The sequence below is a fragment of the Allgaiera indica genome, assembly GCF_900106675.1.
Lineage (GTDB): Bacteria > Pseudomonadota > Alphaproteobacteria > Rhodobacterales > Rhodobacteraceae > Acidimangrovimonas > Acidimangrovimonas indica.
The window spans coordinates 36,961-60,271 of the sequence record NZ_FNOB01000003.1 but is presented as its reverse complement, the minus strand read 5'-3'; the positions used below and the strand labels follow the sequence as shown (position 1 = coordinate 60,271).

The following is a 23,311-nucleotide window of genomic DNA, read 5'->3' as shown; positions in this document are numbered from 1 at the left end:
GGAAGACGGGACGATGATCGAGCCGTGCTGGCCCGCGTTGACCGTGGTCATCCCGACCTTCAACGAACGCGCCAATGTCCGCCCGCTGGTCGCCCGGCTGCAAGCCGCGCTGGACGGCATCGACTGGGAGGCGGTCTTCGTCGACGACGACAGCCCCGACGGCACCGCCGCCGAGGTCACGGCGGTCGCCGCCGAAAACCACCGCATCCAGCTGCTTCACCGCAAGGGCCAGCGCGGGCTGGCCGGGGCCTGCATCCAGGGCATCCTGGGCTCGACCGCGCCGGTGGTGGCGGTGATCGACGCCGATCTGCAGCATGACGAGACCCGGCTGCGCGCCATGTACGAGGTGCTCGGCTCCGACCCGGAGCTGGATCTGGTGATCGGGTCGCGCAACGTGGCGGGGGGATCTTCGGCGGGCGGGCTGTCGCGGGTGCGGCAATGGGGATCGGAACGTGCGACGGCGCTGACGCTGAAGCTGTTGCGCATCCGCGCAAGCGATCCGATGTCGGGCTTCTTCATGGTCCGCCGGCCGGCCTTCAACGAGGTCGCGACCGGGCTGCAGGGCCAGGGCTTCAAGCTGCTGGCCGACATGCTGGCGGCCGCCCGCGGACGCTGGAAGGTGGCCGAAGTGCCCTATGATTTCCGCCCGCGGGTGGCGGGCGAATCCAAGATGGACGGAACCGTAGCATTGGAATTTCTCGGATTGCTGATTACCCGCCTGACCTCGGGCCTGTTGCCGATCAGGCTGGTGCTGTTCGGCTTCGTCGGCTTCACCGGCATCTTCGTGCAACTGGCCGTGGTGCGCCTGGCCATGGCCTTCCCGGGGCTAGGCTTCGAGCCGGCCCAGGCGTTGGGCGTGCTGGCCGCGATGACCTCGAACTTCGCGCTCAACAACGCCATCACGTGGCGCGAGCGGCGGCTGCGCGGACGGGCCTTCTTTCGCGGGTTGCTGTCGTTCTATGCCGTCTGCTCGGTGGGCGCGCTGATCAACCTGGGCGTCGCCAGCGCGGTGTTCCGCGCAGTGCCGGAATGGGCGCTGGCCAGCGTCGTCGGCGCGATCGCGGGGGCGATCTGGAACTTCTGGGCAAGCCTTCTGGTCACCTGGAGGGCGCCTTGAGCCGGCGCGCGGGCGCGTCTTTCGGCTCTTCGCGCCCAGAGATGGCGCCCCCGCCGGTCTGGGTGACCACCCTGATCTTCGCCGCGCTGCACCTGGTGCTGGCCGCGCGGCTTTGGCTGGTTCAGGACGAGGCCTATTACGCGCTCTGGTCCACCCACCTGCAACCCGCCTATTACGACCATCCGCCGATGATCGCGCTGTGGATCCGCATCGGCGAGGCGCTGCTGGGCCACGGAACGCTGGCCGTGCGGCTGGTGCCGGTGCTGGGCTTTGCCCTGGTCACGCCGATCACCGCGGCGATCACCCGCGCGGCCGGTGGCGACGGGGCGGCTGCCCGATGGGCCGCGCTGATGTTCAACTGCATGGCGGTCCCATTCGCCTTGGGTTTCACCGCCACGCCGGATGCGCCCTCTACCCTGTTTTGGGCGCTGGCGACGCTGGCGGTGCTGCGCGCGCCCGAAGCGCCCGCGCGGCACTGGCCGCTGGCGGGCCTTTGGATGGCGCTGGGCGTGCTGTCGAAACTGACCAACCTGTTCCTGGGGGTCGCGGTCACGCTGTGGCTGCTGGCCTCGCCCGTCGGTCGGGCGCAGCTGCGCCACCCTGTGACCTGGGCCGCGATGGCGCTGACCGCCGCGCTGCTGGCCCCCTTCCTGTGGTGGAGCGCGACACATGGCTGGCTGGGGCTGGCGCGGCAGTTCGGGCGGCTGGATCAGCCCGGGCCCACCCATAACGCCACCTTGCCGTTCATCGCCATGGCGGTGCTGACGGTGACGCCCCTGTTGCTGTGGCGCGCGCTGGCCGCCGCGTGGCGCGAAGGCGCGGCGGCGCAGAGACTTATGTGGTTCTCGGCGCCGCTGTGGCTTTACCTGCTGGTCCATTCGATGGGCCATGCGATTCAGGCGAACTGGATCGTGCCGCTGTTTCCGGGACTTGCGGCGCTGGCCGCACTGGGGCGCGCTGACCTGCGCCCCGGCCGCGCGCTGGCCACCGCAAGCGCGCTGGGACTGTCGGCGTTGGCACTGACGCTGGCGCTTTGGCCCGGCAAGCCGGTGTTTCGCGGCGACAACCCCCCGAACCAGACCAAGGGCTGGCCGGCACTGACCCGGCAGATCGACGCGCTGATGGCTCAGGATGGGGCGATCTGGGTCGCCACCGTCGATTACGGCACCACCGGCGCCTTGGCCTTCGCGCTGCCGGGCGTGCCCGTCCGGGCCCTGACCGAACCCGAACGCTGGGGCTTTCGCGGCGGCTTCCCGCGCGATCTGTGCGACCGGCCCGCGCTGCTGATCCAGGCCCGACCCGCAGCGCTTGCGCCGCAGATCCTGTTCAACCAGGTCGGCCCCACCCGCGTGCTGGAACGCAAAAGCGGTGGCATCACTCTGAAAAGCTATTCCGCGACGGAGGTACGCGGCCTCCGGCACGGGCCGTGCGCCGGGAATTGAACTGGGGCTTGCGCCGGGGATCGAGCCGCGCCCCTGCCGGGCCACCAGACCGGCGGCGTCAACGCGCGTAAAGCAGGGACCCCGCCAGCGAGCCCGACGCGATTTCCGCCTTGCCCGCCTTGCAGTAGCTTTGCGCGTCACCAGCTTTTGCCCCCAACTTCGCCAGTCGCGCGTCGGCCCGGCTCTCGACCAGCTTGCGCGCCTTGGGGTCCTTCAGAAAGGCACGGATCTGGTCGGCCGAATAGCCATGGTTCAGTGCATAGGCCTTCAACTCCTCGGCCTTGAAGAACGCCTTGATCAGCCGCCCCGAGATCGTCGGACACTGGTGGCGGATCACATCGGCGGTACGCGCCGCGACCAGTTGGTCCATGACGTGGGCATTGCGGACCAGCGGCACCGCCGGCGCGGTGGCGGCGGCAACCGGTCCGAACGCCGCGGCGGGCAGGGTGGCCAGCATCATACCAAGGGCAAGCGGCTTGAGTGACTGGGTCATTCGTGGGTCTCGCTTCATCTGTGGTCGGTTGCGCCCCCCGGATATAGCGGTAACGCGCGCCACTTGCATCCCGCCGCGGAAAATCCCGCCACGACATTCGGCAAGAAGCCGCCCGACGATCACGTTTTCGTCATTTCGCCCCAAGACATGTCCTTTTGGCGACGGAGGCGGGCGCGCGACGCGTAGAACGCTGATCGGCGGGCGCGGTAGTCCCGGTGCGAACCATGATGAATTCCAGGGGGACAGGTGCCTGATATGTTGTTGACCCGCCGTCACGCGGCGCTGTGTGGCCGCGCCGCGGTTGTGTTTCTGTGCGCGGCCTCGCCCGTCCTGGCGCAGCAGCGTCCCGGCGGCCCCGGCCACCCTGTGGGGCCGACCAAGGTGGGGGTAGTGACATTGGCGCGATCCGATGTGCCCTATCGCGTCACCCTGCCCGGCCGCGCCGTGGCCTATGAACAGGTCGACATCCGCCCCCGGGTCGAGGGCGTGGTACAGGCGATCCCCTACGGGCCCGGGCATCGGGTGCAAAAGGGCGAGGTGCTGTTTCGCATCGACGGCGACGACTACAAGGCCCAGGCGGCCGCCGCCCAGGCCGCGGTGGCGCAGGCGCAGGCGTCCCTGGCCAATGCCCAGGCCACGCTGAACCGCTACAAGGCCTTGGAAAACAAGGGGATCACCGCAGAGCAGGTCAGCACGGCCCAGGTCGCGGTGGTGCAGGCGAAGGCCAGCCTGCTGTCGGCTCAGGCCAGCCTGCAAACGGCGCAGCTGAACCTTGACCGCACGGTGGTGCGCAGCCCGATCACCGGCGTCGCCGGGGTCGCGACGGTGTCCGTGGGCGCGCTGGTGACGGCGAACCAGACCACAGCGCTGACCACGGTGACGCGGCTGGATCCGATCTATGTCGATGTCGAGGAATCGATCCGCCGCATCAACGAAGTCCGCGACGCGATCGCCGCAGGGCGGCTGAAGGCGGGCGACAAGCTCGAGGCCAGCCTCGAATTCGATAGCGGCCAGGTGTTCAAGGGCAAGGGCACGCTGGTGTCGCCGGGGGCGACGGTCTCGGCCTCGACCGGCACCACGACCTTCCGCTTCCAGTTCGACAACCCCGACCGCCGGATCCTGCCGGGCATGTTCGTGCGGGTGAACGTGACGCTTGGCAGCGTGCGGGCGATCCTGGTGCCGCAGGGGCCGACGACGCGTGCCTCGACCGGGGCGCTGACCGCCTTCATAGCCCGGGACGGCACCGCGCATCAGGTGACCCTGACCACCAGCGGCACCTATCATAACGCCTGGATCGTGACCGGCGGGGTGAAACCCGGCGACGAGCTGATCGTCGACGGGCTGTCGCGGCTGCGCGCCGGCGCCAAGATCGCGCCGACGCCGGTGGCGATCACACCCGACGGGGTGGTCACCGACAAGGCCAGGCCTGCGGCCACGGGCGCGGCGGGCAACGGCGTGGCGGGCAAGGGCGTGGCGGGCAAGGGCGTGGCGGCCACGGCCCCGAAAGAGGCGCCTGCAAAGGCCGGGAATTGACGATATGGGCACGTTCTTCATCAGCCGACCAATCTTTGCCTGGGTGCTGGCGATTCTGACGGTTCTGGCCGGGGTCGCGGCGATCCGGCTTCTGCCGGTCACGCAATACCCCTCGATCGCCCCGACCGAGGTCCATATCAGCGCCAGTTACCCCGGCGCCTCGGCCCAGACGGTCGAGGATTCGGTGACCCGGGTGATCGAGAACGCGCTCACCGGCCTCGACGGCATGATCTACATGGAAAGCACCTCTTCGCAGGGCGCATCCGCGATCACGGTGACCTTCGACCAATCGGTCGATCCGGTCACCGCGCAAAGCGACGTGCAAACCCAGGTGGGCCAGATCGAACGGCAATTGCCGACCTCGGTGCAGACCCTGGGCGTATCAGTCACGCGGCGGTCGTCGTCGATCCTGATGGTGGGCTCGCTGGTGGCGGAAAAGGGCGGCTACAGCTCGGCCGAGCTGGGCAATATCCTGACCAATGTGGTGCAGCAGCCGATCGAGCGCACCCCGGGCGTCGGCGGCATCCATATCTTCGGCTCGGGCTATGCGATGCGGATCTGGCTGGATCCGATGGCGCTGCTGCGCTACCAGCTGACGCCCAACGACGTGGTCAGCGCGGTGACGGCGCAGAACACCAACGTCTCGGTCGGCGCGCTTGGCGACCAGCCGACGGTGAAGGGCCAGCAATTCACCGCCACGATCACCGCGCAAAGCCAGCTTCGCACCGTCGCGCAGTTCCAGAACATCCTGCTGAAAACCACCTCGGGCGGCGCCACCGTGCGGCTGGGCGACGTGGCGCGGGTGGCGATCGGGCAGGCAAGCTATGGCGTCAGTTCGCGCTATTCGGGCAAGCCCGCCGCGGGCTTCGGCGTGCAGCTGGAAACCGGCGCCAACGCCATCGCCACATCGGCCGCGGTGAAGGCGACGCTGGCCAAGCTGGCATCCGCCCTGCCCCCGGGGACCGCCTTTAAGGTGGCCTACGACACCTCTCCCTTCGTCGAGCTGTCGATCCAGCAGGTCTATCACACGCTGATCGAGGCGGTGGTGCTGGTGTTCCTGGTGCTGCTGGTCTTCCTGCACACCTGGCGCGCCACGCTGATCCCGCTGATCGCCGTGCCGGTGGTGCTGATGGGCACCCTCGCGGTGCTCTATGTCGCGGGCTTCAGCATCAATACGCTGACCATGTTCGCGCTGGTCCTGGCCATCGGCCTGCTGGTCGACGATGCGATCGTGGTGGTGGAAAACGTCCAGCGCCTGATGGAAGAGGAACATCTGTCGGCCATGGCGGCCACCCGCAAGAGCATGGGGCAGATCACCTCGGCGCTGCTGGGGATCAACGTGGTGCTGTCGGCGGTGTTCCTGCCGATGGCCTTCTTCGGCGGCGCGACGGGGGTGATCTACCGGCAATTTTCCATCACCATCGTCACCGCGATGACGCTGTCGCTGGCGGTGGCGATGATCCTGTCGCCGGCTCTTTGCGCGCGTCTCTTGAAATCCCATGGCGCCGCGCCGCGCTTTGCCCCCGCGCGCTGGTTCAACCAGGGCTTCGACGGGTTGCGCAATTTCTATCGCGGCACTGCCCGCAGCCTGGCGCGGCGGCTGATCGTCATGCCGCTGATCCTGGCGGTGATCCTGGGCGGCGCCTGGATGATCTACAGCCGGATGAATTCCTCCTTCCTGCCGACCGAGGACCAGGGCGTCTTGATGACCATCATCACCCTGCCCGAGGGTGCCACCAGCCAGCAGACCCTGGCCACCGTGAAGCAGGTCGAGCAATTCTATCTTACCAAGGAAAAGGACGCCGTCGCCTCGACCTTCGCGGCGCTGGGTTTCGGATTTTCGGGGTCGGGGCAGAACCACGCGATGCTGTTCGTGCGGCTAAAGCCGTTCTCGGTGCGCGCCGGCCACCCGGCGATGGCGGCGCCCGCGCTGGCGCGGCGCGCCAACATGTATTTCCACACGCTCCGCGCCGGCGAGATCTTTGCGGTTCAGCCCCCGGCGATCCGCGGGATCGGCAATTCCGGCGGCTTCGACATGTACCTGATCGATCAGGCCGGCAACGGCAGCGCCGCCCTTCAGGCCGCCGCCAAGTCCCTGGCGGACGAGGCCAACCGCGATCCCATGCTGTCCTCGGTGCGCGCCGACGCGACCGGCGATCAGGCCGCGCTGCAGATCAACATCGACCAGCAGAAGGCCGAAAGCTACGGGCTGTCGCTGTCGGATATCAACAAGATGCTGTCGGTGATCTTCGCCGGCGACACGGTGAACGATTTCCTGCTGGGCACCCAGTTGAACCCGGTGATCGTCGAGGGCGACGCGCCCTACCGGATGCAGCCCTCCGACGTGATGAACTGGTACGCGCGCAACACGACGGGAGAGATGGTGCCGTTCTCGGCCTTCGTCACCACCTCGTGGAAGCCGGTGCCGCCGCGGCTGGAACGCTATGACGCGGTCTCGGCGGTGCAGATCTCGGGCTCGGCGGGGGCGGGCTATTCCTCGGGGCAGGCAATGGACGAGATACAGAAGCTGGTGCAACGGCTGCCCGGCGGCTACGGCACCGCCTGGACCGGGATCAGCTATCAGGAACGCCAGTCCGGGGCGCAGGCGCCGCTGCTTTACGCGCTGTCGGTGCTGGTGGTGTTCCTGGCGCTGGCGGCGCTTTATGAAAGCTGGTCGATCCCCTTCGCGGTGATGCTGGCGGTGCCGGTGGGGATGCTGGGCGCGGTGGCGGCGGCCTATTTCCTGGGCCAGTCGAACGATGTCTATTTCAAGGTGGGCGTGCTGACCACGATCGGCCTGGCCTCGCGCAATGCGATCCTGATCGTGGAATTCGCCGAACGCCTGCGCCACGAAGGGCGCGACCTGTTGTCGGCGGCGATCGAGGCCGCCGGGCTGCGGCTGCGGCCAATCCTGATGACCTCTTTCGCCTTCATCCTGGGGGTGCTGCCGCTGGCCACCGCCACCGGCGCGGGGGCGGCGGCGCAGAACGCCATCGGCATCGGGGTGGTCGGCGGCATGATCGCCTCGACGGTGATCGGCGTCTTCCTTGTGCCCGCCTTCTATGTTCTGATCCGCAAGCTCACCCAGGCCCTGTCTTTCAAGCGCCCATCGGAGACCTCATGACCCCCACGCGACCTCTTGCCGCCCTGACGATGCTTGTGCTCGCCGGCTGCGCCGCGGGGCCACAGTTCAAGGCGCCCACGATCGCCCTGCCGGCCAGCTATGTCGGCGGCAGCGCCCGGACGGTGGGCGATGTCAGCACCCAGATGTGGTGGCGCGACTACCGCGATCCCATGCTCGATGGGCTGACCGCGCGGGGGCTGGCGCAGAACCTGTCGATCCGGACCGCGCTGGAGCGCGTCGTGCAGGCCGAGGCCACGCTGCGCACCACCGGGGCAGCGTCGCTGATCGGCGGCGGGGTGTCGGCCTCTGCCACGCGGGGGACGAACCTGACCGGCGGGGTCTCGAACACCGACAAGGCCAGCTTCAGCCCGTCGCTGGTTTTGGACCTGTTCGGCGGGGCGGCGCAGGCGCGCGAACAGGCGCTGGCCCAGCTGCAGGCGGCCAGGCTGGACGTGGGCACCGCCAGGCTGACCTTCCTGTCCAGCCTGGTGTCGAACTACATCAACGCCCGCTACTATCAGAACGCCGCGGCGATCACGCGCGCCACCATCGCGTCGCGCCGCCAGACGCTGCGCATCGTCCATGCCCAGCTGGACGCCGGCACCGCGACCGAACTGGACGTGGCCCAGGCCGACGCCGCGCTGGCGCAATCGCGCGCCACGCTGCCGGCGCTGGAAAATGGCTATGACGGCGCGGTCTATGCGCTGGCCACGCTGCTGGCCGAACCCGCGGGGCCGCTTCTGAAACAGTTCAGCCGCGGTGGCGCGCAGCCCGCGCCGCGCACCCATGCCGCGCCGGGCGTGCCCGCCGACCTGCTACGCAACCGCCCCGACGTGCGTTCGGCCGAACGCAGCTATGCCGCCGCCATCGCCGCGGTGGGCGTGGCCGATGCCGCCCGCCTGCCGCAGATCAGCCTGACCGGCACGATCACCACCGCCAGCACCCAAAGCTGGGGCTTCGGCGCCTCGCTGCTGGCGCCGATCCTGAACCAGCCCGCCCTGGCCGCCGCCGCCGCCGCCAAGCTGAGCGCCGCCAGACAGGCCGAACTGGCCTGGAAAAGCACGGTGCTGAGCGCGGTGCAGAACGTGCAGGCGGCGCAATCCTCCTATATCCGCGCCGGACAATCGGTCGCCCGCGCGCGCGATGCGGTTCGCGCATTCCAGAAGGTGGTTTCGCTGTCGCGCCAGACCTATCAGGCCGGCACGACCACCCTGATCGACCTGCTTACCAACGAGCGCTCGCTGGCCAGCGCCCAGCTCTCGCTGGCCAGCGCCCAGCAATCCCGCGCCGCCGGCTGGGCGCAGTTGCAGATTGCGGTCGGGCGCGGCTGGCGGATCGCCGCCCCGGCCGCCAATGGCCCCGCCGGCACCATCAAGACCAGGGCCAAGGATGGAACCAGGCCCGGATCGGCCGATTGACCCGCCCCACGCCAAAACGGATCCGCCCTTCGCGCGTCGCAATCTGCCGGGGCGGCTTGGCCTGTCGCTCCATTTCGGTGATCGCCGCCGATACCGAGCGCGGACGGCCATTCGCCACGCGCCGTACCCTGACGGCAAGCGAAACTCGAAGGGCTTGAAAATTTGCACTTGGCTGGCGCGGCACCGATGCACGATCCGGTCGCTGCGGGGGCCGGTCCGACCTGCCGCCGCGCCAGGCCGTGCCGCACGGCCGATCTGCCCCTGCCCCCCCGAAGGCCCGCCAGATCGTCCTTGCCGCAGCGCACAAGGTCGAAGTCCGTCACCGGTGGCCACATATATTTGGCCTGAAACGGGCCCCTCTTGTTTACCAATTTTTTACCAATTGGATACAAGCATGTATATTAAGCCAGCATTGACGCCAATTCGGAGACAATTAAATAGATATTGCAGCGCGAGACTCGCGAAGGGGTTGAAAACACGGCAATTGCTGTGCTTGAGTGGAACGAATTCCGGGATCACGCGTTATTCCCGTCAAGCAAGGGCGCGGCCATAGGTTTCGGCACCACGCTGAAAAATCTGTCGACCGCTCGGCTTGCAAGGCAGGTTCATATCGAGGCGCTGGGAACACAGCGCGTGAGCAGGTTTAGCTATGACAGATGCGAGCATGGTTCTGAGCAGGGATGAGGCGATCGGGACAAGCCTGGGCGTTCTTGTCCTCGAGGACGAGGCGATCGTGGCCCTCGACCTACAATTCATTCTGGAAGACATGGGGCTGGCGGTGATCGGCCCCTATCCATCGGTGGCCTCCGGGTTTGCGGCGATGGCAGGGCGCAAGCCCGACGTCGCGATCCTCGATGTCCAGTTGACCGATGGCGAGGTTTACGATTTGGCCGATGCGCTGCATGCCGCCAATGTGCCGATCATCTTCCATTCCGGCCACGCGGACCCCGGCGCGCTGGCGCGCCGCTATCCCGGGGCGCGAATCTGCCCCAAACCGTCCTCGCCGCTGGAAATCGAACGCGCCGTGCGCGCGGTGATTTCCTAACAAGGCCCCGGCGAGGGCGAGACGCGCGCCAGTCGGGGCGCGCGCCGGTCAGGACGCGCGCCCGATGGGTTCCAGACCTCAGCCCAATACTTCGCTCACGGCCTCTTGGGTCGCGGCGACGATGCGGTCGGCCTCGTCCTGAGTCAGACACAGGGGCGGCGCGAAGCCCAGGATGTCGCCCTGCGGCATCGCCCGGCCGATCACGTCGCGCTTCAGCAGTGCCGCGGCGATCTGCGGCCCCACCTTGCGCTCGGCCCCGAAGAAGCGTCGCGCGTCGCGGTCCTCGACGAATTCCACGGCGCAAAGCATGCCCTCGCCGCGGATGTCGCCGACGTGGGCGTGATCGCCCAGCGCCTCTTTCATCGCGCGGTTCAGGTAGGCCCCCACCGTCCCGGCGTTCTCGACCAGGCCAAGGCTATCGATCAGGCGCAGGTTGGCGACACCCGCCGCCGCGCCGATCGGATGGGCCGAATAGGTCCAGCCATGGCCGATGGCGCCGAATTCATCGGTGCCCTGCTCCAGCACCTTCCACACCTTGTCCGACACGATCGAGCCCGACAACGGCGCATAGGCCGAGGTCAGCCCCTTGGCGATGGTGATGATGTCGGCCTCGATCCCGTAATGGTCCGAGCCGAACATCGTGCCCAGACGGCCAAAGCCGGTGACGACCTCATCGGCGATCAGCAGGATGTCGTGCTTCTTCAAGACCTTCTGGATCGCTTCCCAATAGCCCGCGGGCGGCGGCACGATGCCGCCCGTGCCCAGCACCGGCTCGCCGATGAAGGCGGCGATGGTGTCGGCGCCCTCGGCCTCGATCAGTTTTTCCAGTTCGGCCGCGCAATGGGCGGTGAACTCGGCCTCGGTCATCGCGGCATCGGGGCGGCGGAAGTAATAGGGTGCCTCGGTATGGATCACCTGGGTCAGCGGCAGGTCGAACTTCTTGTGAAACAGCTCCAGCCCCGTCAGTGATCCGGTCATCAGGCCGGATCCGTGATAGCCGCGCCAGCGCGAGATGATCTTCTTCTTCTCGGGGCGGCCGAGGATGTTGTTCATGTACCAGACCAGCTTGATGTTGGTCTCGTTCGCGTCCGACCCGCCAAGGCCGAAATAGACCTTCGACATGTTCGCGGGCGCGCGGTCGAGGATCATCTTCGCCAGCGTGATCGAGGCCTCGGTGCCATGGCCGACATAGGAGTGGTAATAGGCCAGTTCCTTTGCCTGCGCGGCGATGGCGTCCGCGATCTCGGTGCGCCCGTAGCCCACGTTCACGCAGTAGAGGCCGGCGAAGGCATCCATCAGCTTATTGCCGTCACGGTCCTCGATGAACACGCCCGAGCCGCCGGTGACCACGCGCTGGGGCAGCTCGCCGCGGGCGAACTGGGCGAGATGGGTCGACGGGTGGAAGAAGTTCTCGCGGTCCCAGCTTTCAAGTTGATCGTTTCTCAGCATCTTGCGTCCTTTCGTTGAATTCGGTGTCAGGCCCAGTTGCGGCAGACGTATTTGACCTCGGTGAAGGCCTCCATCCCCAGCCGGGCGCCTTCGCGGCCGATGCCGGACTGCTTCATGCCGCCGAAGGGGATCGGCGCGCCGGTCACCTTGGTGCGGTTGACCGCCACCATGCCGAATTGCAGCGCCCGGCTGACCCGGTAGATCCGACGCGGATCAAGGCTGTGCAGATAGGCGACCAGCCCGTATTCGGTGGCGTTGGCGCGGGTGACGACCTCGTCCTCGGTATCGAACGGCAGGATCGCCGCGACGGGGCCAAAGGTTTCCTCGGCCAGGATCAGCGCCTCCTCGGGCACGTCGGCAAGCACCGTGGGCTGATAGAAAAGCGGCCCCAGCGGATGCCGCGCGCCGCCGCAGACAAGGCGCGCACCCTTCGCCAGCGCGTCGGCGACGTGTTCCTCCTGCTTGGCGACGGCGGCTTCGTTCATCAGCGGGCCGATGTCGGGGTCGTCCATCCCGGGACCGACGGTCAGCGCCTGCGTGGCCTCGGCGAAGCGCGCGCAGAAGGCGTCATAGATGCCGCGCTCGACAAAGATCCGGTTCGCACCCAGGCAATCCTGGCCCGAGGTGGCGAACTTGGCCTTCATCGTCTCGGCCACCGCGTGGTCGAGATCGGCATCGGCGAAGACGATCACCGGCGCGTGGCCGCCCAGTTCCAGCACCAGCCGCTTCACCGTCGCGGCACTTTGGCGGTAAAGAAGCTGCCCCACCCGGGTCGAGCCGGTGAACGACAGCGCGCGCACGCGGGTGTCTTCGGTCCACGGCTTGACGATCGTCGGTGCGTCGCCGGTGACCACGTTGAAGACACCCGGCGGAAAGCCCGCGCGTTCGGCAAGCTCCGCCAGCGCCAGGGCCGAGAACGGGGTCTCGGCCGAAGGATGCGCGACCACGGTGCAGCCCGCGGCCAGCGCCGCGGCGGCCTTGCGGGTCAGCATGGCGGCGGGGAAGTTCCACGGCGTGATCAGTGCCGCCACCCCCACGGGTTCGCGCCAGACCTCGACCTCGGCGTCGTGCAGATGGCTGGTGACGCCCTCGATATTGGGGCGCTTCGCCTCCTCGGCGTAGAATTCGATGAACGAGGCCGCATAGTCGATCTCGCCCCACGCCTCGGACAGCGGCTTGCCCTGTTCGAGCACCATGATGCGGGCCAGATCCTCGCGGGTTTCGCCCATCAGTTCGAACCAGCGGCGCAGCAGGGCCGAACGATCCTGCGGCAGCAGCGCCGACCAGGCGGGAAAGGCCGCCTGCGCCGCGTCCACCGCGTCGCGCGCCTGGGCCGCGGTCAGCGCCGCCACCTCGCCCACCTGGGCGCCGTTGGCAGGGTCGGTGACGACGAAGGTGGCGCCGTCCGCCGCCGCCGTCCACTTGCCGCCAAGATAGGAGAAATTGCGCACGAGGCGCTTGTCGGTGATGTCGCCGCGAAGCGAGAGGGCTGTATCGAGCATGGGAATCATCCTGATCGTTCGGCGCAAGACTGCGCCAAGGCGGTCAGACGATCGGGCCAAACTTGGGGCGCCAGGCAGGCGATTTCATCGCCCCACCCCGGGGTCAGGCAGAGGAATCCTCTGCCGCCCCCAGCCCCGCGATCAGCGCCAGCGGCGGCACGCCCGCGCCCTTCACCGGCTTGGTCACGATATAGGTGAAATATCGCGCCAGCCCGATATGGGCCTCTAGCAGATCATCGACCAGCCGCTGATAGGCGTCGATGTCGCGCGCGATGACCTGCAGCAGGTAATCATAGCCGCCGCCCAGCGCCCAGCACGCGGTGATCTCGTCACGCCGGCGCACCTCGTCCTCGAAGATGCGAAAGCGCGCGGCGGTGTGGTCGGCCAGTTCGGCGGCCATGAAGACGGTGACATGGGGGCCGATCCGCTTCAGCGCGATCTCGGCATGATAGCCCACGATGATGCCGGCACTCTCCAGCTTTTTCAGCCGCTCCCAGCAGGGCGTGGGCGACAGGCCCACCTTTTCGGCCAGCGCCGTCTTGGTGATCCGCCCCTCGCGCGACAGCACGCGCAGGATTTCGATATCGCGCCGGTCAAGCTGCATGGTTCACGCCCTGATCACGCTGCCGGCGTCCCCCAGCCGGGGAAGCGCGTGGCAGGCGATGGCGGTGTCCTGCACCCCGGTGCCGGTGAGGTCGGCGATGGTCACCTGATCCTCCGAACCCCGCCCCGGCGAGCGGCCCAGAACCACCGCGCCCAGCTCCGGCGGTGTGGCCCCGGTCCAGTCACCCGAGGCACGCGCGCTACGCAACTCTCCCAGCGTTTCACACTGGCTGACCCGGTCGCAGACATAGAGATCGGCAGCGGCCAGCGCGGTCGGCTGGATCTCGTTCTTGCCCGCCTGGTCAGCACCCATCGCGGTGATATGCAGGCCCGGATGCAGCCATTCGGCGCGCAGGATCGGTGTCTTCGCGGGCGTGGTAGTGACGACCAGCTGGCTGTCGCGGACCAGACGCGCCGGATCGGCCTCGGCCCGGGCCTCGACGCCCAGATCACGGGCGATGTCGGCCGCACAGGCCTGCGCGCGGGCAAGATCGCGGCCCCATACAAGGACGCGCGCGAAGGGCCGCACCAGATGCGCGGCGGCGATCTGCAGGCGCGCCTGCACGCCGGTGCCCATCACCCCCGCCGTCGTTACCCGCGAGGGCGCCAGATGCCGCGCGGCCACGGCGCCGGCGGCGGCGGTGCGCAGGTCGGTCAGATAGCCGTTGTCGAGAAACAGCGCCTGCACCAGACCGGTCCGCGCCGAAAACAGCACCATCAGCCCGTTCAGGCTGGGCAGCCCCAGCTTCGGGTTGTCGAAGAAACCGGGGCTGACCTTGATGGCGAAGCCGTCGTAGCCCGGGATATAGGCGGTCTTCACATCGACTTCGCCATGCGCGGCCGCCAGATCCATGGACATGACCGGCGGCATCACCACGCCACCCTTCGCCAGCGCGGCAAAGGCGCCCTCGACGGCCTCGACGGCGGCAAGATCCAGCGGCAGGGCCTGGCGTAGCTGGGCCTCGGTCACGATCCTTATGTCCTGCGCCATGGCGCCCCCTTCACGATCTTGCCGTCCAGTTCCACATCCGCCCCCGTCACGATCCGCGCCAAGACCCCCATGTCGAGGTTGCGCCCGGTCAGGATCGTGGCCACCGGCGCGCCCGCGTCCAGCTGGCCCGCCAGCTTGCCCGACAAGAGCGCCGCAATGCCGACGACAGCGGCACCTTCGGCAACCAGCCGGTCTTCATGGAAAAGCGCCTGCAGGGCGCGGTAGATCTCCTCTTCGGTGACCAGGACCACCGCGTCAAGCAGATCACGGCAAAGCGCGAAACTCAGCCGGTTGTCCAGCCCGATGCCGCCGCCCAGGCTATCGGCCAGGCTGGCCACTTCCTGTACCGCCACCGGGCGGCCCGCGGCGATCGAGGCCGCCATCGCCGCGCCGCGATCCATCGAAACGCCGATCACCCGGACGTCGGGCTTGATCGCCTTCGCCGCCAGCGCCACCCCGGCAGCCAGCCCGCCGCCCGACAGCGGCACCAGGAGCGTGCCGATATCGGGACGCTCGGCCAGGATCTCCAGCCCAAGCGTGCCTTGCCCCGCGATCACGGCGGGGTCGTCGAAGGGCGGGATCTCGGCCAAGCCCGCCTCGGCCATCAGACGGGTGGCCTCGGCCTGGGCGTCGTCCTGGCTGCGGCCGACGATGCGCAGCTCGGCGCCCAGCGTGCGAATACCCGCAAGCTTGGCCTCGGGCACCAGCGCAGACAGGCACACCACCGCACGAAGCCCGCGCCGCGCCGCCGCATGGGCGACCGCCCGGCCGTGATTGCCGGTCGAGCAGCACACGACACCAGGCGCGCCATCGGGCACGGCGGCGATGGCATTGGCCGCGCCGCGCAGCTTGAACGCGCCGATGGGCTGGGCGATCTCCAACTTCAGCAGAAAATCGGCGCCCAGCCGATCGGTGAGGAAGGGCGAAGGTACCAGTGGCGTGCGCGCCGCGATGCCAAGGATCCTTTGCGCTGCGGCCAGCACATCGGCCAGGCAGGGAACGCCGGTCTGGAATGTCATCTGTCGGCCTCCGTCACCCTTCGCATCCAACCGGGTCAGCATGGTCGGATCGGGCGGCACTGCCAAGGGGCGGATGGCCCAGGTAGCGCGGCCCCGGCATAGCCGGCCCGATGATTCCCCGGGCCCGGGTGGGCTCAGAGCTTGGCGAGGGCCTTGGCCGCGACAAGCGGCAACTGCACCTCTGCGGCGAAGCCGTCGGACCGGCCCGGCGCGGGCGAGACCAGGCGCAGCGCGCCACCGCTTTGCCCGACGATCGTCTGCACGATCGCCAGGCCCAGCCCGGCGCCGCTGGCCCCGGTCCGGCCACGCGCGAAGCGCCGGGTCAGCGTCGCGAGGACCTTCGCGGGCAGCACCGGGCCGCCGTTCTCGACACGCAACAGGCCGCCGGGGTCCAGCGTGACCTGCACCGCCCCGTCCCGGGGTCCATGGGCCAGGGCGTTGTCCAGCAGATTGCGCAGCACCAGCGCGAAAGCGTCGGGATCCATCGCGGCCCAAAGGCTTTCCACGCCCCCCGCCGCCACCTGCACCCGGGTGGCGGCGTTCCAGTGGGCCGCCGTGTCCATCACCACCACGTCGAAGATCGGTTTCAGATCGACAGGCGTGGTATGCAGCCCGATCCCGGCGTCGGCTCGCGCCAGTTGCATCAGCTTGTCCGAAAGACGGGCCAGCCGTTTCAAGGTGGCCTCGATCTCCTGCCCGCGCGCGCGCGCCGGGGGGTCCTGTGTCTCGGCCAGCAGACGCTGGGTCTGCGCCAGGGCGCCGGCGATGGGGGTGCGCAGTTCATGCGCGCTGTTGGCCGAAAGAGCGCGCTCGGCGTCCAGCGCGCGGGCAAGACGCTCGATCAGCCGCGCGACGGCATCGGCGATCGGCCGCAGTTCCCGCGGCTGGCCGGATTGGTCAAGGGGGGCGAGGTTGCGGCCGTCGCGGGCGGCGATATCGGCGCGCAGCCGCTCGATCGGGCGCAGCGCCCCGCGCACCCCCAGCCAGATCGCCAGGATGTTCAGCGGCACCAGCAGCAGCAAGGGCCCCAACATCGCGGTGATGCTGTCGTAAAGCGCGCGCCTGCGGTCGCGCATCGATTCGACGATGGTGATGGTCAGCCCCTTCACCGGATCGCGGCGGGAATAGATCCGGTAGCCGTGGGCAGTGGAAAACCCCGGCCTGCGGTCGTTCGAAAACGGGATCTGCGGCGCGCCGCGTTCGCGCAGCAACACCTTGCCGCTGTCGTCGCTGAGGACATAACTGATGTGCACCGCGCCACCGTCCATCATGCGGGCGATATCGCGCGCGTCGTCCGCCTCGTGCGAAATCGCGTCGTCGGCGGCCAGCGGCAGAATGCGCAGCGCGGTCTGGCGCAGCGCCGCGTCGAAGGCCGCGCTGACCTGCCGGTAAGAGGCATAACTGGCGTAACCCGCGCCCAGGCACCACATCACCACCGTCGCCAGCGTCAGGCTCAGCACCAGCCGCCGTGTGATCGAGGGTTCCGGCCGAAGCCCGCGCCGAAGATGCCCGGGCATGGCCCGGCTCAAGGCTCGACCCGGTAGCCGGCACCGCGCACGGTGGCGATGGCGCCGTGGCCCAGCTTCTTGCGCAGCCGGCTGATATAGACCTCGACCGCGTTGCTCTCGATCTCTGCCCCGAAGGCGTAAAGGGAATCCTCGATCTCGGGCTTGCCGACGATGGCGCCCGGATGGCGCAGCAGCCGCTCGAGCACCGCCCATTCGCGCGCCGTCAGGTCGACACGCGCCTCTCCCCTGCGCAGGATCCGCCGCGCGATGTCCACCTCGACCTCGCCGATCCGGGCCAGCGGATTGGGATTGCCGCTGTAGCGCCGCAGGACCGAGGCGATCCGTGCGGTCAGCTCATCCAGGTCGAAGGGCTTGACGATGTAATCGTCGGCACCGCTATTCAAACCCTCGATCCGCCGCGCGATCTGATCCACCGCGGTGACGATGATCACCCCCAGCTCAGCCCCGGCGCGGCGCTGGCGGCGCAGAAGGTCCAGCCCGTCGCCGTCGGGCAGGCCAAGATCGAGGATCAGCATCTCGTAACCGACCATGCCCAGCGCGGCCTCGGCCTCTTCCAGCGTCGGCGCCAGATCCACGCCATAGCCGAGGCTTGCGATGTGTTCGCGCACCGCCCCCCCCAGAGCGGGATCATCCTCAACCAACAGAACGCGCATCTGCCCCTCCCGCTTCACGCCCGGCGACGGCGGCCTTCCGCCCGATCACGCCGGTCTGATCGCCACGCCGCACCGCTTTCAGCTTCACGTCAGGCCAGGACGGTACCCGAAGCCCACGCAAAGCACGAAAAGATATGAGCCTATCATGAGCAGATGGAAAGAGAGTTGCCGAATTCTTGGCGCCGCCCTCGCGGTCAGTGCCGGCCTGGGGCTGGCCCCGGCCGTCGCGCGGGGGTTGCGCGACGGCGCCTATACCGGGCGCAGCTACAGCGCCTATTACGGCAGGGTGCAGGTCCGCGCCATCATCCGCCACGGCCGCCTTGCCCGGGTCGAGGTGCTGCGCGCGCCCCACGACCGGTCGACCAGCCGCTATATCGCGCGCCGCGCCCTGCCCCGGCTGGAACGCGAGGTGATCGCCGCGCAAAGCACCCATGTGCGCCACGTCTCGGGCGCCTCGCTTGACAGCCGCGCCTATCTGGAATCGCTGCAAAGCGCGCTCGACCGGGCGCTTTGACAAGATGCCTCGTCATGTCTGCCAGATCATGGGCATGCCCGTGATCGTCGAGATCCGCGACACCGCCGATTTCGCCCCCTTTGGTGCGGTCTTCAAGCTGCTTCAGGCGGCCGACGCGCGTTTCAGCCCCTATCGCCGGGACAGCGAATTGTGCCGCTTCGACCGCGGCGAGATCTCCGCCGGGGACCTGAGCGCCGAGATGCGCGACGTGCTGGACCTGGCGGACATGACCAAGACCCAGACCCACGGCTATTTCCGCATCCGGCGCCCAGACGGCGCGCTCGACCCGTCGGGCGTGGTCAAGGGCTGGGCGCTGAAGCGCGCGGCCGATCTGCTGCGTGGGCTGGGGCACCGGCATTTCTGCGTCGAGATCGCCGGCGACATGGAGCTGTCGGGCCTGGATGCCGAGGGCGGGCCTTGGCGCGTCGGCCTGTCGAACCCCTTCGCCCGGGACGAGATCATCAAGGTCCTGGGGCTAAGCGATTGCGGCATCGCCACCTCGGGCACCGCGGCCCGAGGCCAGCATATCTACGATCCCCACGATCCGGGCCGCGAGATCACCCGCATCGTCAGCTTGACCGTGATCGGCCCAGACGTGCTGGAGGCCGACCGCTTCGCCACTGCCGCCTTCGCCATGGAAGAGGACGGCATCACCTTCATCGAGGAAACCCCCGGACTCGAGGGCTACATGGTTGGCGCGGATGGCGTCGCGACCATGACCTCGGGCTTCAACGAATTGGTTGTGACATGACTGGATTTCTGGACGCGGCCTTGAACCGGATAACGATGTACCGCCTGGTGCTGTACTACGTCGCGGCGCTGGTCGCGGTGGCGCTGATCGGCGGCTTCTGGGGGCTCAGCCCCGCGGATCCGGCGCAGCTGGCGCTGTCGGTGATGATCGTCACCGCCACCTGCTGGGCGGTCAACCGCGCCTTTGCCTGGGCCTTACGGGTGCCGGTGAATACCGACTCGGTCCATATCACCGCGCTGATCCTGGTGCTTCTGATGCCGCCGGTGGCGGCGCGGGACCATATCGGCGTGCTGGGGCTGATGGTGGCCTCGGCTGCCGCGATCGCGTCGAAATTCCTGCTGACGGTGCGGCGCAGGCACCTGTTCAACCCGGTCGCGCTGGGTGCGGTCGCGGCGGCCCTCGCGGTGGGCCAGCCCGCAACCTGGTGGGTGGACGGCAGCCCGCTTTTGCTGGTGGTCGTCGTGATCGGCGGCGTGCTGGTGGTGCGCAAGATGCAGCGCTTCGACATGGTTGGCGCCTATCTTCTGACCAGTCTGGGCCTTGCGCTGGCGACTTCGCCACTGGCGATGATCGGCCAGACGCTGCAATTCTCGGTGCTCTATTCGCCGCTTTTCTTCGCCGGCTTCGCCATGCTGACAGAGCCGCAGACCGCCCCCCAGGCCCGCGCCCCACGCATCCTTTACGGCATTCTCGTGGGCGCGTTGTCATCGCCCAACACCCATTTCGGCAGCTTCTACCCGACGCCCGAGATGGCCTTGCTGGCCGGAAATCTGTTTGCCTTCGCGATCGGCCACAAGGGCGGCTACCGGCTGCGCCTGAAGCGGATCGAGCGCACCGCCGAGGCCTGCTATGATTACGTCTTCTCCCCGGACCGGCCGCTGCGCTTCCGACCCGGGCAATATCTGGACTGGACGCTGGACGTCCCGACCCCCGACAATCGCGGCAATCGGCGAACCTTCACCATCGCATCGGCGCCCGGCGACGCCGAGATTCGGCTGGGAGTGAAATTCCACCCCGCCCCCAGCGCCTTCAAACAGGCGTTGGCGCGGATGCGACCAGGTGACATGATCCATGGCGCGCGCGTTGGCGGCGGCTTCACCCTGCCGCCGCGCCGGACCGAAAAGCTGGTCTTCATCGCCGGCGGCATCGGTATCACGCCGTTTCGCAGCATGATCCAGCACATGATGGATACCGGCGACCTTCGCCCCGCCGTCCTGCTGTACGGCGCGACGCGGGCCGCCGACATCTCGTATTCCGAACTCCTCGACGATGCCCGCGCCCGGATCGGCCTGCGCACCGTCTACGCCCTGTCCGATCCGGAGCCCGAGGTCGACCCCGGTCATGCTGGCCGGATCGATTGCGCCTTGATCGCGCGGGAAGTGCCGGATTTCCGCGACAGGATCTTCTATGTCTCGGGGCCCCGAAGCATGGTGCGGCATTTCCAGAAATCGCTTGCCGAACTGGGCGTCGCCCGCCGCCGCATCCGTGTCGACTACTTTCCCGGCTTCGCCTGAAGCGCCCTGCGATGGCGGCTTGCACCGGCGCCGGCGCCCCCCCGGCCGTGGGCCCGCGCCCTTGATCGGCGTTTTGACAAACGGCTTCATTCTGCCGGATTGAAAGCGCCGGCCAGGCGCGGCATGCTGCGCCAACCGATGGGAGGGGCAGGTGACGTTTCCGACGCAGGCAAGGGCCGTGATCATCGGCGGCGGGGCAGTGGGGGCCTCGTGCCTCTACCATCTGGCGAAGGCCGGCTGGACAGATGCGCTGCTGCTGGAGAAGAGTGAACTGACGGCCGGGTCGACCTGGCACGCGGCCGGCAACGTGCCCACGTTTTCATCGTCCTGGGCGATCATGAACATGCAGCGCTATTCGGCCGAGCTTTACCGCGGCCTGGGCGAAGCGGTCGATTATCCGATGAATTATCACATCACCGGATCGGTCCGCCTGGGCCACACGCGCGAGCGGCGGCTGGAATTCGAGCGCGTGCGCGGCATGGGCCGCCATCAGGGCATGGAACTGGAGGTTCTGGGCCCCGAGGATCTGCGCGCGCACTACCCCTTCGTCGAGACGCATGACCTGACGGCGGCGCTGTATGATCCCCATGACGGCGATATCGACCCGGCGCAGCTGACGCAGGCACTGGCCAAGGGCGCGCGCGACCTCGGCGCCCGGGTCGAGCGCTTCTGCCCGGTGACCGGCGTGCGGCGCGCGGGCGGCGAATGGGTGATCGAGACCGCGAAGGGAGAGATCCGCTGCGAGGTGGTGGTGAACGCCGCCGGCTATTACGCGCGCGAGGTGGGCGCCATGTTCGGCCGCGCCGTACCGATGATGGTCATGAGCCATCAATACATGCTCTTCGACACGATCCCGGAACTGGAAGAATGGTCGAGATCCGAGGGCCGCAAGCTGCCGCTTCTGCGTGATGTCGACAGCTCCTACTACCTGCGGCAGGAGAAGATGGGTTTCAATCTGGGACCCTATGAGGCCGATTGCCGGGCGCATTGGACCGGCGGCGACGATCCCTTCCCCGACGATTTCAGCTTCCAGCTGTTTCCCGACGATCTGGACCGGCTGGAATGGCATATCGGCGACGCCATGGCGCGGGTGCCGCTGTTGTCCGAGGCGAGGCTGACCCGCGTGATCAACGGCCCGATCCCCTACACCCCCGATGGCAACCCGCTGATCGGACCGATGCCGGGCCTGCCCAACGCCTATGAGGCCTGTGTCTTCACCTTCGGCATCTGCCAGGCCGGGGGCGCGGGCAAGGTGCTGGCCGAATGGGTGACCGCGGGCGCGACCGAATGGGACATGTGGTCTTGCGATCCGCGCCGCTTCACCGGCTTCGAGGACGAAGATTACTGCATTGCCAAGGGGATGGAGGTTTATGGCCATGAATACGCCATCCACTTCCCCCATCACGCCTGGCCCGCCGGGCGCGGCCGCAAGCTGTCGCCCGTGCACGACCGGATGGCGGCGCTTGGCGGCGTCTTCGGCGCCTACAACGGCTGGGAACGGGCGAACTGGTATGCACGGCCGGGCGACAACACGTCCGAGGTCGCAAGCCGGACCTGGGACCGCGAGGGGCCGTGGTTCGGCGCCGTGGCCGAGGAATGCACCGCGGTGCGCGATGCCGCGGGGATCCTCGATCTGCCCGGCTTCTCGCGCTTCCGGCTGTCGGGGCCGGGCGCCGCGGCGTGGCTGGCGCGCCAGACCACCGGGCGGGTGCCGGGGGTTGGCCGTGTGGGCCTTGGCTATTTCGCCGACGATCGGGGCCGGATCGTCACCGAGATGTCGCTGGTCCGGCTGGCCGAAGACGAGATCTGGCTGATCACCGCCGCCGCGGCGCAATTGCATGATTTCGAGTGGCTGCGCGGCCATCTCGACCCCGGGCTGACGCTGGTCGACGAAACCGGGGACTGGACCTGTCAGATCGTCACCGGCCCGGCCTCGCGCAGGGTCCTTGCGGCGGCGAGCGACGCCGATCTGGGCCTGCCCTGGCTGAGCTGGCAGGCGGCCGCGATCGCCGGGGCGAAGGTGCGGCTCTTGCGCGTCTCGTTCGCCGGAGAGCTGGGCTGGGAGGTGCATTCGCGCCCTGCCGACACACCGGCGGTCTGGGATGCGCTGATGGCGGCGGGCGCCCCCCACGGCCTGCGCCCCTTCGGGATGTTCGCGTTGAACAGCTTGCGGATCGAGAAGGGGTACCGCGTCTGGAAGGGCGATCTTTCGACCGATTACACCATGTTGCAAGGCGGGCTGGAGCGGTTCGTGGATTTCGGCAAGCCCGACTTCCGTGGCCGCGCGGCGCTGCTGGCCGAGGCCCGGGCGGGCGTGGCGAGGCGCTTCGTGATCCTGCGGGTGGCGGCCGGGGCCTTTGACGCACCCTACATGTCGACGCTCTGGCAGGGCGAGCGCGTGGTCGGCGAGACCACCAGCGGGGCCTGGGGGCACCGGGTCGGCGCCTCGCTGGCGCTGGGGATGGTGCAGGCGGATCTGGCGGCGCCGGGGATGCGGCTGGAGGTGGAGATCTTCGGAAAGCGGTATCCGGCGGAGGTACTGGACGGGGCACCGTGGGATCCGCGGAACGAGCGGTTGCGGGGATGAGAGGGCGGGGCCGGGGCGCTGCCCCGG

At 68.5% G+C, this 23,311-nt stretch carries 18 protein-coding genes; 10 read left to right on the top strand and 8 right to left on the bottom strand.

The features are described 5' to 3' along the window. Positions 1-13: 13 nt before the first annotated feature. Positions 14-1,117 carry a glycosyltransferase gene (locus BLV97_RS03530; RefSeq protein ID WP_244520958.1) on the top strand — a complete coding sequence of 368 codons (1,104 nt, stop codon included), beginning with the start codon at positions 14-16 and terminating at the stop codon, positions 1,115-1,117. Continuing rightward, positions 1,114-2,559, top strand: coding sequence for a glycosyltransferase family 39 protein (locus tag BLV97_RS03525; protein ID WP_160169176.1), 1,446 nt, complete (start codon positions 1,114-1,116; stop codon positions 2,557-2,559). Before BLV97_RS03530 ends, BLV97_RS03525 begins: the two co-directional genes overlap by 4 nt. Positions 2,560-2,617: 58 nt before the next feature. Here the strand turns inward: BLV97_RS03525 and BLV97_RS03520 are convergent, their stop codons facing one another. Continuing rightward, complete coding sequence (locus BLV97_RS03520) at positions 2,618-3,052, bottom strand: DUF5333 domain-containing protein (RefSeq protein WP_143037488.1); 435 nt, start codon at positions 3,050-3,052, stop codon at positions 2,618-2,620. A 255-nt stretch (positions 3,053-3,307) separates the two neighbouring features. On the opposite strand from BLV97_RS03520, the gene BLV97_RS03515 reads away from it, so the two are divergent. From BLV97_RS03515 to BLV97_RS03500, 4 genes are all read left to right on the top strand, one after another. After that, positions 3,308-4,585: an efflux RND transporter periplasmic adaptor subunit gene (locus BLV97_RS03515; protein WP_081825046.1), complete on the top strand. Its 1,278-nt coding sequence runs from the start codon at positions 3,308-3,310 to the stop codon at positions 4,583-4,585. A 4-nt stretch (positions 4,586-4,589) separates the two neighbouring features. Then, positions 4,590-7,709: an efflux RND transporter permease subunit gene (locus BLV97_RS03510; protein WP_035841925.1), complete on the top strand. Its 3,120-nt coding sequence runs from the start codon at positions 4,590-4,592 to the stop codon at positions 7,707-7,709. Continuing rightward, positions 7,706-9,127 carry an efflux transporter outer membrane subunit gene (locus BLV97_RS03505; protein WP_051646034.1) on the top strand — a complete coding sequence of 474 codons (1,422 nt, stop codon included), beginning with the start codon at positions 7,706-7,708 and terminating at the stop codon, positions 9,125-9,127. The genes BLV97_RS03510 and BLV97_RS03505 overlap by 4 nt, the downstream gene beginning before the upstream one ends. Before the next feature lie 664 nt (positions 9,128-9,791). Then, positions 9,792-10,172 carry a response regulator gene (locus BLV97_RS03500; RefSeq protein ID WP_051646033.1) on the top strand — a complete coding sequence of 127 codons (381 nt, stop codon included), beginning with the start codon at positions 9,792-9,794 and terminating at the stop codon, positions 10,170-10,172. Positions 10,173-10,250: 78 nt separating this feature from the next. On the opposite strand, the gene BLV97_RS03495 is transcribed toward BLV97_RS03500, so the two are convergent. The 7 genes from BLV97_RS03495 to BLV97_RS03465 all read right to left on the bottom strand — a co-directional run bounded on the left by BLV97_RS03495 (position 10,251) and on the right by BLV97_RS03465 (position 17,918). Then, the gene (locus BLV97_RS03495) at positions 10,251-11,621 is read right to left on the bottom strand and encodes an aspartate aminotransferase family protein (protein ID WP_035841923.1); all 1,371 of its coding nucleotides are present in this window, start codon (positions 11,619-11,621) and stop codon (positions 10,251-10,253) included. Between the two features lie 26 nt (positions 11,622-11,647). Next, positions 11,648-13,123 (bottom strand): NAD-dependent succinate-semialdehyde dehydrogenase, encoded by a 1,476-nt coding sequence (locus tag BLV97_RS03490; RefSeq protein ID WP_035841922.1) that lies wholly within the window; start codon positions 13,121-13,123, stop codon positions 11,648-11,650. Between the two features lie 103 nt (positions 13,124-13,226). Continuing rightward, on the bottom strand, positions 13,227-13,727 hold the full coding sequence (locus BLV97_RS03485; protein WP_035841920.1) for an Lrp/AsnC family transcriptional regulator: 501 nt from the start codon (positions 13,725-13,727) through the stop codon (positions 13,227-13,229). 3 nt (positions 13,728-13,730) lie between these two features. Further along, positions 13,731-14,717, bottom strand: coding sequence for a cyclodeaminase (locus tag BLV97_RS03480; protein WP_035841918.1), 987 nt, complete (start codon positions 14,715-14,717; stop codon positions 13,731-13,733). After that, on the bottom strand, positions 14,702-15,736 hold the full coding sequence (gene eutB, locus BLV97_RS03475; protein ID WP_035841916.1) for a hydroxyectoine utilization dehydratase EutB: 1,035 nt from the start codon (positions 15,734-15,736) through the stop codon (positions 14,702-14,704). Before eutB ends, BLV97_RS03480 begins: the two co-directional genes overlap by 16 nt. A gap of 134 nt (positions 15,737-15,870) precedes the next feature. Beyond that, positions 15,871-17,253 carry a sensor histidine kinase gene (locus BLV97_RS03470; protein ID WP_035841914.1) on the bottom strand — a complete coding sequence of 461 codons (1,383 nt, stop codon included), beginning with the start codon at positions 17,251-17,253 and terminating at the stop codon, positions 15,871-15,873. Between the two features lie 8 nt (positions 17,254-17,261). Then, on the bottom strand, positions 17,262-17,918 hold the full coding sequence (locus tag BLV97_RS03465) for a response regulator (protein WP_035841912.1): 657 nt from the start codon (positions 17,916-17,918) through the stop codon (positions 17,262-17,264). Between the two features lie 145 nt (positions 17,919-18,063). Between BLV97_RS03465 and BLV97_RS03460 the strand changes: the two genes are divergently transcribed. From BLV97_RS03460 to BLV97_RS03445, 4 genes are all read left to right on the top strand, one after another. Then, positions 18,064-18,432: an FMN-binding protein gene (locus BLV97_RS03460; protein ID WP_051646032.1), complete on the top strand. Its 369-nt coding sequence runs from the start codon at positions 18,064-18,066 to the stop codon at positions 18,430-18,432. Positions 18,433-18,466: 34 nt separating this feature from the next. Further along, a complete protein-coding gene (locus BLV97_RS03455; protein ID WP_210184761.1) occupies positions 18,467-19,183 on the top strand; it encodes an FAD:protein FMN transferase in 717 nt (238 codons plus the stop codon). Then, positions 19,180-20,697 carry an RnfABCDGE type electron transport complex subunit D gene (locus BLV97_RS03450; protein ID WP_035841908.1) on the top strand — a complete coding sequence of 506 codons (1,518 nt, stop codon included), beginning with the start codon at positions 19,180-19,182 and terminating at the stop codon, positions 20,695-20,697. The genes BLV97_RS03455 and BLV97_RS03450 overlap by 4 nt, the downstream gene beginning before the upstream one ends. Positions 20,698-20,848: 151 nt before the next feature. Continuing rightward, positions 20,849-23,284, top strand: coding sequence for a GcvT family protein (locus BLV97_RS03445; protein WP_035841906.1), 2,436 nt, complete (start codon positions 20,849-20,851; stop codon positions 23,282-23,284). The last annotated feature ends 27 nt before the right edge of the window (positions 23,285-23,311 follow it).

Coding starts and splice junctions, on each gene's coding strand:
- BLV97_RS03530 (WP_244520958.1), top strand. CDS start 14: ATGATCGAGCCGTGCTGGCCCGCGTTGACCGTGGTCATCCCGACCTTC.
- BLV97_RS03520 (WP_143037488.1), bottom strand. CDS start 3,052: ATGACCCAGTCACTCAAGCCGCTTGCCCTTGGTATGATGCTGGCCACC.
- BLV97_RS03515 (WP_081825046.1), top strand. CDS start 3,308: ATGTTGTTGACCCGCCGTCACGCGGCGCTGTGTGGCCGCGCCGCGGTT.
- BLV97_RS03510 (WP_035841925.1), top strand. CDS start 4,590: ATGGGCACGTTCTTCATCAGCCGACCAATCTTTGCCTGGGTGCTGGCG.
- BLV97_RS03505 (WP_051646034.1), top strand. CDS start 7,706: ATGACCCCCACGCGACCTCTTGCCGCCCTGACGATGCTTGTGCTCGCC.
- BLV97_RS03500 (WP_051646033.1), top strand. CDS start 9,792: ATGGTTCTGAGCAGGGATGAGGCGATCGGGACAAGCCTGGGCGTTCTT.
- BLV97_RS03495 (WP_035841923.1), bottom strand. CDS start 11,621: ATGCTGAGAAACGATCAACTTGAAAGCTGGGACCGCGAGAACTTCTTC.
- BLV97_RS03490 (WP_035841922.1), bottom strand. CDS start 13,123: ATGCTCGATACAGCCCTCTCGCTTCGCGGCGACATCACCGACAAGCGC.
- BLV97_RS03485 (WP_035841920.1), bottom strand. CDS start 13,727: ATGCAGCTTGACCGGCGCGATATCGAAATCCTGCGCGTGCTGTCGCGC.
- BLV97_RS03480 (WP_035841918.1), bottom strand. CDS start 14,717: ATGGCGCAGGACATAAGGATCGTGACCGAGGCCCAGCTACGCCAGGCC.
- eutB (WP_035841916.1), bottom strand. CDS start 15,736: ATGACATTCCAGACCGGCGTTCCCTGCCTGGCCGATGTGCTGGCCGCA.
- BLV97_RS03470 (WP_035841914.1), bottom strand. CDS start 17,253: ATGCCCGGGCATCTTCGGCGCGGGCTTCGGCCGGAACCCTCGATCACA.
- BLV97_RS03465 (WP_035841912.1), bottom strand. CDS start 17,918: ATGCGCGTTCTGTTGGTTGAGGATGATCCCGCTCTGGGGGGGGCGGTG.
- BLV97_RS03460 (WP_051646032.1), top strand. CDS start 18,064: ATGAGCAGATGGAAAGAGAGTTGCCGAATTCTTGGCGCCGCCCTCGCG.
- BLV97_RS03455 (WP_210184761.1), top strand. CDS start 18,467: ATGCCCGTGATCGTCGAGATCCGCGACACCGCCGATTTCGCCCCCTTT.
- BLV97_RS03450 (WP_035841908.1), top strand. CDS start 19,180: ATGACTGGATTTCTGGACGCGGCCTTGAACCGGATAACGATGTACCGC.